Source organism: Streptomyces sp. NP-1717, from assembly GCF_022695985.1.
GTDB lineage: Bacteria > Actinomycetota > Actinomycetes > Streptomycetales > Streptomycetaceae > Streptomyces.
In genome coordinates, this window is sequence record NZ_JAAPBF010000282.1 from 1 (window position 1) to 8,141 (window position 8,141).

At 71.5% G+C, this 8,141-nt stretch carries 7 protein-coding genes; 5 read left to right on the plus strand and 2 right to left on the minus strand.

The features are described 5' to 3' along the window. On the minus strand, positions 1–558 hold the full coding sequence (locus tag GXP76_RS32115; protein WP_242575144.1) for a sigma-70 family RNA polymerase sigma factor: 558 nt from the start codon (positions 556–558) through the stop codon (positions 1–3). 271 nt (positions 559–829) lie between these two features. Further along, positions 830–1,534, minus strand: a complete 705-nt coding sequence (locus tag GXP76_RS32120) for a hypothetical protein (protein WP_242575138.1) — start codon at positions 1,532–1,534, stop codon at positions 830–832. Between the two features lie 506 nt (positions 1,535–2,040). On the opposite strand from GXP76_RS32120, the gene GXP76_RS32125 reads away from it, so the two are divergent. The 5 genes from GXP76_RS32125 to GXP76_RS32145 form a co-directional block, all read left to right on the plus strand. Further along, the gene (locus GXP76_RS32125; RefSeq protein WP_242575139.1) at positions 2,041–4,284 is read left to right on the plus strand and encodes a septum formation family protein; all 2,244 of its coding nucleotides are present in this window, start codon (positions 2,041–2,043) and stop codon (positions 4,282–4,284) included. Between the two features lie 53 nt (positions 4,285–4,337). Further along, positions 4,338–5,144, plus strand: a complete 807-nt coding sequence (locus tag GXP76_RS32130; RefSeq protein WP_242575140.1) for an FHA domain-containing protein — start codon at positions 4,338–4,340, stop codon at positions 5,142–5,144. Beyond that, entirely contained in the window at positions 5,141–6,265 is a 1,125-nt protein-coding gene (locus GXP76_RS32135) for a serine/threonine-protein kinase (RefSeq protein ID WP_242575141.1), read from the plus strand. The genes GXP76_RS32130 and GXP76_RS32135 overlap by 4 nt, the downstream gene beginning before the upstream one ends. Beyond that, positions 6,262–6,987: a hypothetical protein gene (locus GXP76_RS32140; RefSeq protein WP_242575142.1), complete on the plus strand. Its 726-nt coding sequence runs from the start codon at positions 6,262–6,264 to the stop codon at positions 6,985–6,987. Before GXP76_RS32135 ends, GXP76_RS32140 begins: the two co-directional genes overlap by 4 nt. Beyond that, a partial coding sequence (locus GXP76_RS32145; RefSeq protein ID WP_242575143.1) for an Hsp70 family protein occupies positions 6,980–8,141 on the plus strand: 1,162 nt, incomplete at its 3' end. The genes GXP76_RS32140 and GXP76_RS32145, both read left to right, overlap by 8 nt.

Sequence of the window (8,141 nt, forward strand, 5' to 3'; positions counted from 1 at the left end):
TCACACGGGGACGGCCGTGACCGCCGACTCGCCGCCCTCCGGCTGCCACACCGCCGCGAGATCGCGCCGGGCGCGCGCGACGCGCGACCGTATCGTCCCGACCGGGCAGCCCAGCGCGTCGGCGGCCTCCGCGTACGAGAGCCCGATGAGCCGGGTCAGCACGAACGCCTGCCGGCGCCCCGGATCCATCGCGGCCAGCGCGTCCGCGAGCGCCACCGACTCCTCGAAGCCCGGGAGATGCCGCGGCTGGGCCCGGTCCGCGACGGTCACCCAGTCCGCGGTGTCGGCGATCCGGGGCCGTACGGCCGCACGCCGGTAACGGTCCACGACCACACGGCGCGCGATCGCCAGCAGCCACACCCGCGCGCAGGAGCGCCCGGCGAACCGCGCGAGGCTCGCCAGCGCCCGCAGATAGGTCTCCTGGGTGAGGTCGTCGGCGCCGCGCACGTCGGCGCTGAGGTGCGCGACGAACCGGCGTACGTCGTCGTACGTCGCCCGTACGAACAGTTCGGCGGCTCTCCGGTCACCGAGACCGGCGGCCAGGGCCCACGCGGTGATCTCGGAGTCGTCGGCGGACCGTCCGGCGGAGTCACTGAACGGATCGCTGAACGAGTCACTGAATGAGTCATTGACTGACTCAGGGAACGGGTCGGTGACGCGGGCGCGGTGGCCGGTCGTCGGATGTATGCGGGTGGGGGGTATGTGTGCTGGGGGTACGCGCGTGGGCACAGGTGTGTGCCGGGCAGCAGGTATCACGGGATGTCCTTCGCGTCCGGGCCGCCGGGCCCGTGGAATCGGAGCGGTGGAGTGTGTGGAGTGGGGACAGCGCTCAGGACGGAAGGAGTGGCGGCCCGCGCCTCGACACGACGTGCGGGGCCGGGAGTTGGGCCGGGGGCCGGATCGGCCGGTACGGCACCGGGGGTGCGAGCACCCGGAGGTGGGCGGGCGCCCCGCCGCTCAGCACCTCGTGGGCGAACCGGAGCCGCGCGTACGCCAGGCCGTACGCGAACCCGCAGGCGAACAGCGTGAGTACGCCCACCAGCCGTACGAAGGCGCGGTCACCGCGCCACAGCCACCAGCCGCACACGAGACCGGCGAGCAGGTGGGCGACGAGCATGCCGGAGGCGAGACCGGAGCTGTCCAGCAGCCCGGACAGCCCCTCCGCGCCGAGGAGTTCACCGAAGGCCACGTGCGGGATCTCGCCGCTGTCGCCGGGTGCACCGTCGCCCCCGCGCCCGCCGCCCCCGTGGCCGCCGTGTCCGGCGTGGGCGCCGGGCGGGCGGGGGTGCAGTCCGCCGAACACGGCGTGCAGCAGCAGTTGTCCGGCGGCGCTCGCGCCGACGATCATCGCGCCGCCGCGTTCCTTCCGGGACAGCCACCAGCCGGCCGCGCACACCGGCGGGAAGGTGAGGGCGAGGACGCGGGGTGGCAACGGGCCACCGGACGACAGGGCGTGGCCGAGCCCGGACACCACGACACACACGGCGGCGAAGACCGCGGCGCGTGCGAGGCGGAGTGCGGGTCCGGCTCCCATGGCCGCCATGGTGCCAGCGTGACAGGGCGGTCGGGAAAGCCCACCTGATGGGCATACATCGGATGTTCACGCGCTATGCGAGGACAAGGAGTTGGTGTGATCCAGCTCACATGAAAGACCCGGGAACTTATCGGGCCCGGCCACCGACCCCTCACACAGTACGGCCGTGCGTCAATCCGTACGACGGCTTCGGCCCGTAGGGCGGTTTCGGCTTCGCCGCGCGTCCACGTCCGTCCACGTCCGTCCATGTCCGTCCGCGTCCGTTCGCGACGCCCCGCGTCAGCCGGCGCGCACCACCCGGACACGCGCGTCCGGGGAACCGGACGGTAGCCGTCCGCACCGCAACCTCCGCATCTTCTCCACCATCCGTCCCACCCCTGTCACCTGCCCCGGATCACCGGACAACAGGCCCCGGTGCAGGGGGCGTTGCCCATATGAATTCCATTCAGTTGCCATGGAGCGGGGCACGCCGGATCGCCATACTTTCCACAGAGACGAACCTCGACATGGTCGATTCGGAGCGTGCTGTGATCGACGAGACGACAGCCGGACTGCTGGAGGCGGCAGGTCCGCAGATGTACCGGCGTAACGCCTTCCGTATCACCGGCCTGCCCACGGACGCCGACCGGCGGGCCGTGCGGCAGCGTCAGCAGCGCATCACGCCCGCGCTGGAACTCGGCGCCGACGTCGACCTCGGGCACTCGCTCCCCGTCCGGCTCGACGACGTCCGTGGCGCCTTCGACCGCATACTCGGCGATCCGCGCCGCCGGCTGGTCGACGAGTTGTTCTGGCTGTGGGACGGGGCCGCCGACGCTTCCACGAACGGCGCGAGCGCGAGGGCCGCGACGACACCTTCCAGGACGGCAACGGCGTCGGCAACGGCGTCCACGTGCCCGTGCCCGAAGACCCTGCACCACGACCACGACGCCGCCGTCCGCGCCCACAGCGCCGCGCTCGACCTGGAGGTAGAGAACGACGCGGTGTCCGCCGGACCCCACCTCGACGAAGCCGTCCGGCTCTGGTCCAACGCCGCCCGGCTCTGGGGCCAGGTGCTCAGGCGCGCCGCCTTCTGGGACCACGTGCGGCACCGTATCGACGTACTCGACGACCGGCAGCTCGACGAGTCGGTGATCGACACCTTCCGCGACGCGATGCCGGGCACCCTCGTCAAACCGCTCATCGAGCTGGCCGCGGCGGCACCGGCGCCCGCCGACCGCCTCCGGCTCGCCAAACTGGCGCGCGACTGGCCACTCGTACCGGCCGGCATGGTCGACGACCAGCTGGAAGAGGCCGCCGCGCCTCACTACGAGTCGCTGCGCGCGACCGCGAAACGGGCGTCGTCCCAGTTGGACGGGGGGAACTGGGACGGCGCCGCGGCCGAGGTGTACGACCACGCCCTGCCCGCACTGGCACTGCTGGAGTCGCTCGTCCCGCACGCCCGGCACCGGCGCACCGCGAGCGCCCGCAACGATGTCGCGGTGCTGCTCAACAACTGCGCCACCGCCGCCACGGACGGGCTCGGTCCGGCCGCCAACCTGAACGCGTCGAAATGGTTCCGTACGGCGGCCGAACTGGCGACGGACCCGGTCACCCAGCAGACGGTCAGGACCAACCGCGACGGCCTGCGCGACATGATGACGACGTTCAACCAGATCCGTTCGCAGGTCGACCAGTTGGTCGCCGCCGGACGTATCGGCCTCGCCAGGACCCTGCTGCTGAACGTGAAGCGTCAGTTGGCCGGAGGCCCGGGGTCCGAGGAGATCGACCGCATGCTGGCCGGTCTCCAGGGCGCGCGGCCGGGGACGTCCGGACCGCGCCCCGGGCGTGGACGGGTGCTCGCCTGGGCCGTGCTGGCGCTCGTCCTCCTGGGCCTCCTCGTGGCGAGGATCGCGGGGGCCTTCGACGACGAGGGCGGCGGCAGCGACAGCTACCGGCAGCAGGGCGGGACGGCCGTCATCTCGGCGGAGAACGTCGAGGACAACGACCGGCCGGGCAGGTGCATCGGGAGCAAGTCGGACTGGCGGCCCGGCGAGCGCGCGGTGGACGTCGTCCCGTGCGACGAAGCGCACTGGGGTGAGGTGGTGGCCTACGAACTGCTGGCGGACACCGCGTCCAGGTATCTGACGGGGAAGTATCCGGGAGCCCAACAGGCGACCGCGCTCGCCCGGTTCCGGTGCGAACTCGCCCTGGCGCGCCTCGGTTCGGAGGGGAAGGGGCTCAAGGTGACCTACACGGTGCCCCCCGAGAGCGCCTGGGACCCCAAGGGGCCCCTGCTGGACGAGTACACGACGTGTGTGGCGCACTGGCCGGACGACCGTTACATGACGGGGGACGACCAGGTGCGGCTTGACGTACCGGTCTCGACCGAACCGGCTCTGATGGGCACGTTCGGCCAGCGCATCGAGGAGAACGCACCCGTGGGTTCGTGCGTCCAGACCAAGAAGGATCTGTCCCTGGAGTCGGTCGGCATCCCCATCGTGCCCTGTGAGGAGCAGCATTGGGCCGAGATCGTGGGCTATCCCGTTCTCTACCCCGACGGCACCGGTGAGTGGCCTGGCAACGACGCCGTCTACGTGCGGGCGAAGGCGGCGTGCGAGGAGGAGACGAAAGGCTATAACCGCACCATGGTCCTGAACGTCACCTATCCCGCTCAGGACTGGTGGACGTGGAACGCCAAGGACAGCCCGATATACGCGATGTGCGCCCTGTCCTACACGGGCGACAGCACATTCACCGGCGGGCTGCGATGACACGCCGGTCCGACGGAACAAGCCCGTCCGACGCACGGCTACCGATGATGACCATGGAGGAGAAACGGGTGGTGGGGGTCAAGGGGGCGGCTCTGCGGGTCAGTTCGCCGGAGAAGGCACAGGCCGTCTTCGAACTGGCGGGCGTGTCGGTGACCATCGGCCGCGCCGTACCGGAGCGGGCACCCGACGTCGGACTCGGACCCGATCCGCAGCGCTGGGTCGGCAGGCTGCACTGCACGCTCGACTTCGCCGACGGCATGTGGTCGGTGACGGACAACGCGAGCGTCAACGGAACGCTGCTGAGGCACGGCGACACCATCGAACGGCTCCAGGCGCGCAAACGCATACAGCACGGGGACACCCTGCTGATCCTCGGCGACATGGACCCCGAAGGGGAGCCGGTGTACTGGGAGTTGACCTTCCTCGACCCGCACACCACCCGGCCCGCGCCGTTCGGTTCCCCGTCGGACGTACGGCACACCGGACCGTGCCTGCGCTACGACTGGGTCGCCGCCAGGGCGTACCGCAACGAGGACGGCGAGGAGACCCTGATCACCGGACTGCGCCCGCAGGGCCACCAGTTGCTGCGCTACATGGCGGGCCGCAGCACCAGCGGCGCGGCCGTCGCCTGCGAACACGCCGAGCTCATCACGGCGTTGTGGGGCGCGCACGAGGAATGGGCCCCGCACCGCTCGTACAGCAGGGCCGACATCGCGGGCGTCGTACGGGCCGTACGCCGCTGCGTCGAGGCGGATCCGTCGAACCCGAAGATCCTGGAGACGGTGACGGGGATCGGCTACCGGCTCAACGTGCTGGCGGGTGGGGGGAGTACGGGGCAACAGGGGGCGTCAGGGCTATGACACTGCTCGTCAGTGGTGACCGGGTCAGCGACACCCTCGTGATCGACCGCCCGCTGGGCGAGGGGGCGTTCGCCGAGGTCCACCGGGTACGCCACAAATACCTCGGCTGGCAGGCGATGAAGCTGTTCAAGCGCGTCGCGTCCCTGGAGGAGACGCGCCGGATGCTCGACGAGGCGCGCTTGCTGTCGACCCTCGGGCACCCGAACATCGTCCGCCTCTTCGACGCGAACACCGTCCGCACACCGGAGGGGCTGCGGGGCTTCTTCACGATGGAGTACGTCGCGGGCGGCAGCCTCGAACGGCTCGCCGCCGCGCACAAGTCGATGGTGCCCAGGGACCTGGTCGCCGAGGTGATGACACAGATCGCGAGCGGTCTCGCCGTCGCCCACGACCAGGACCCGCCGATCGTGCACCGGGACGTGACCCTGGCCAACGTCCTGATCGGCTACGACGGAACGGGCATGCGGGTACGGGTCAGCGACTTCGGGCTGGCCAAGCGCGCCGACCCGTTCACTCATCTGGCCAGCGCCCAGGGGACGTACGCCTTCATGGCGCCCGAGGTGATGCGTAACCAGGGCTATTCGTGCGCCAGCGACGTGTGGTCGGTCGGCGTGATCGCGTATCTGCTGCTCACCAACCGCTTCCCGTTCCATCAGGGCGGCGAGGAGTTCTCGTCGTTCTCCTTCGGGCGGTTCAACCGGTCGCTGCTCCCGCCGAGCAGCTACAACGACGAGGTCGACGCGGACCTGGACCGCATCGTGCTGGCCACCCTCGAACTCGACCCGCGGAACAGGCCGGCCACGGCCCAGTTCCTCGCCGACGCGCTGCGCGAGCGTGCGGAGGCGATGGCCGGTGCGGGGGCCGGTGTCCCCGGCTCCGGTACGTCCGGGGCCTCGCGGCCCGCGGGGGAGCCGCCCGGGCCCGCCGCCACCAGACGTCCTGTCGGACCGCCCACGGAACGCGCGCGGCGGCTGGCCGAAGAAGCACTCGCACTGGCCCGCTCGCCGGGGGAACTCGACCGCGCAGCCGACCTCATGGAGGAGGCCGTCAACTTGTCGCCGTACCTGCGCGACCGGTATCTGTCCAAGCTCACGCTGTGGCGCCGGGGGGTGATGATGTGAGCGGGCGGCTGTCCCGGCTGCGGGAGGATCTCCGGCAGCGCCGGCACCACCGCGCCTTCCGGATCGCGCCGCTGCCGTGGGACGAACCGTCGCGCGAGGAGCTGGAGCGGCTGCTGGCGTCGGTGGCGGCGGCGGTCGCCGCGCCGGCCGAGGCCGTGGAGACGGCGGTGGAGACCGCCGGTCAACCACCGTCCGCCGAGGACCCGTTGGACGAGAAGGCGCTCGCGGACGCCGCCACGAATCTGTGGCGTGCCCAGCGCAGGCTCACCCGGCAGGGCGAGGCGGCGTCCTCGCGCTCCCGGCAGACCGGGCGCTATCTGCGGTCGTGCCGCGAGGCGCTGGACGACGCCGGTCTGCTCGTACAGGAGCACGAGGGCGACGCGTTCCACACCGGCCGGTCGCTGGAGGCGCTGACCTTCGAGGAGGATCCGTCGCTGACGGCCGAGACGGTCCTGGAGACCATCAGGCCGACGATCTATCTGCACGGCCGTCGTATCCAGATGGGCCAGGTGATCGTCGGCTGCCCTCCGGCCCCGGCCCCGGCCCCGGCGGCGGCACCGGCATCCGTTCCGACGGCGGGCTCCGCGCCGGAACGCGTAACCGGCCCCGTACCGGAAACCGCGCCGGAGCCGGAGGACGCCGTCCCCGCTCCCGCCCATGCTCCCGCTCCCGCCCGCGAAACACCGTCCAGCTCGGACCACGAGAGGACCGATCATGCGTGACACCGTCGACTTCGGTATCGACCTGGGTACGACCAACAGCGCCATCGCCGTCGTCGAGGGCGGCACCGTCTCCGTCATCAAGAACAACGACGGCTGGGACATCACACCCTCGGCGGTGTGGCTGCCCAAGGAGGGCAGGGTCCACGTCGGCCGCGCCGCGCGCGACCGCGTGGAGCACGATCCGGCGAACGCCACGGCCGAGTTCAAGCTGGAGATGGGCCTCGCCGACTCGCGGAAGACCTTCGCCACCGCCGGAGTCTCCCTCAGCCCGCCGCAGCTGTCGGCGGAGGTTCTGCGCTCGCTGCGCGCGGACGCCGCGCACCACTGCGGCACCCCGCCCGAGTCCGCGGTGATCACCGTCCCCGCGGCCTTCGCGCTGAACCAGAACAAGGCCACCATGGAGGCCGCCGAGCTCGCCGGATTCACCTCCGCGTGCCCGCTGGTGCAGGAGCCGACGGCGGCGGCCTTCGCCTACGGATTCCAGGACGCGACCGACCGTGCGTACTGGATGGTGTTCGACTTCGGCGGCGGCACCTTCGACGCCGCTCTGGTCAGCAAGCGCGACGGCGACCTCCGGGTGCTCAACCACGCGGGAGACCCCTACCTCGGCGGCAAGCTGATCGACTGGGCGCTGATCGAACGGCTGCTGGTGCCCGCCGCGGCCGCCGAGCTGGGCCTGACGGACATGCGCAGGGACAACCCGCGGTGGCGCGCCAACTTCGCCAAGCTGAAGCGCGCGGCCGAGGACGCGAAGATCCATCTCTCCCGGCGCGACCAGGTCGACCTGCTGATCGAGCTCAACGACGCCGACGGCAACCCGCTCACCCTCGAACACACGCTGACCCGCGGGGAACTGGACGCGATCGCCGAGCCCTTCTACGTCCGGGCGATCAACCTGTGCCGCGACGCGCTCGCCGAGGCGGCGCTCGGTCCGGACGACATCGACCGGCTGCTGCTCGTCGGCGGCGTCACGCTCTCTCCCGGGCTCCGGGAACGGCTGGCCGACCCGCGTCACGGCCTCGGCATCGAACTCGACGTGAGTCTCGACCCCACGACGGTCGTCGCCCGTGGCGCGGCGATCTTCGCCAGTACGGTGCGGATCCCGCAGTCCAAGTCGGCGCCGGTGCCGGCCGGGCAGTTCGCCGTCGAGCTGT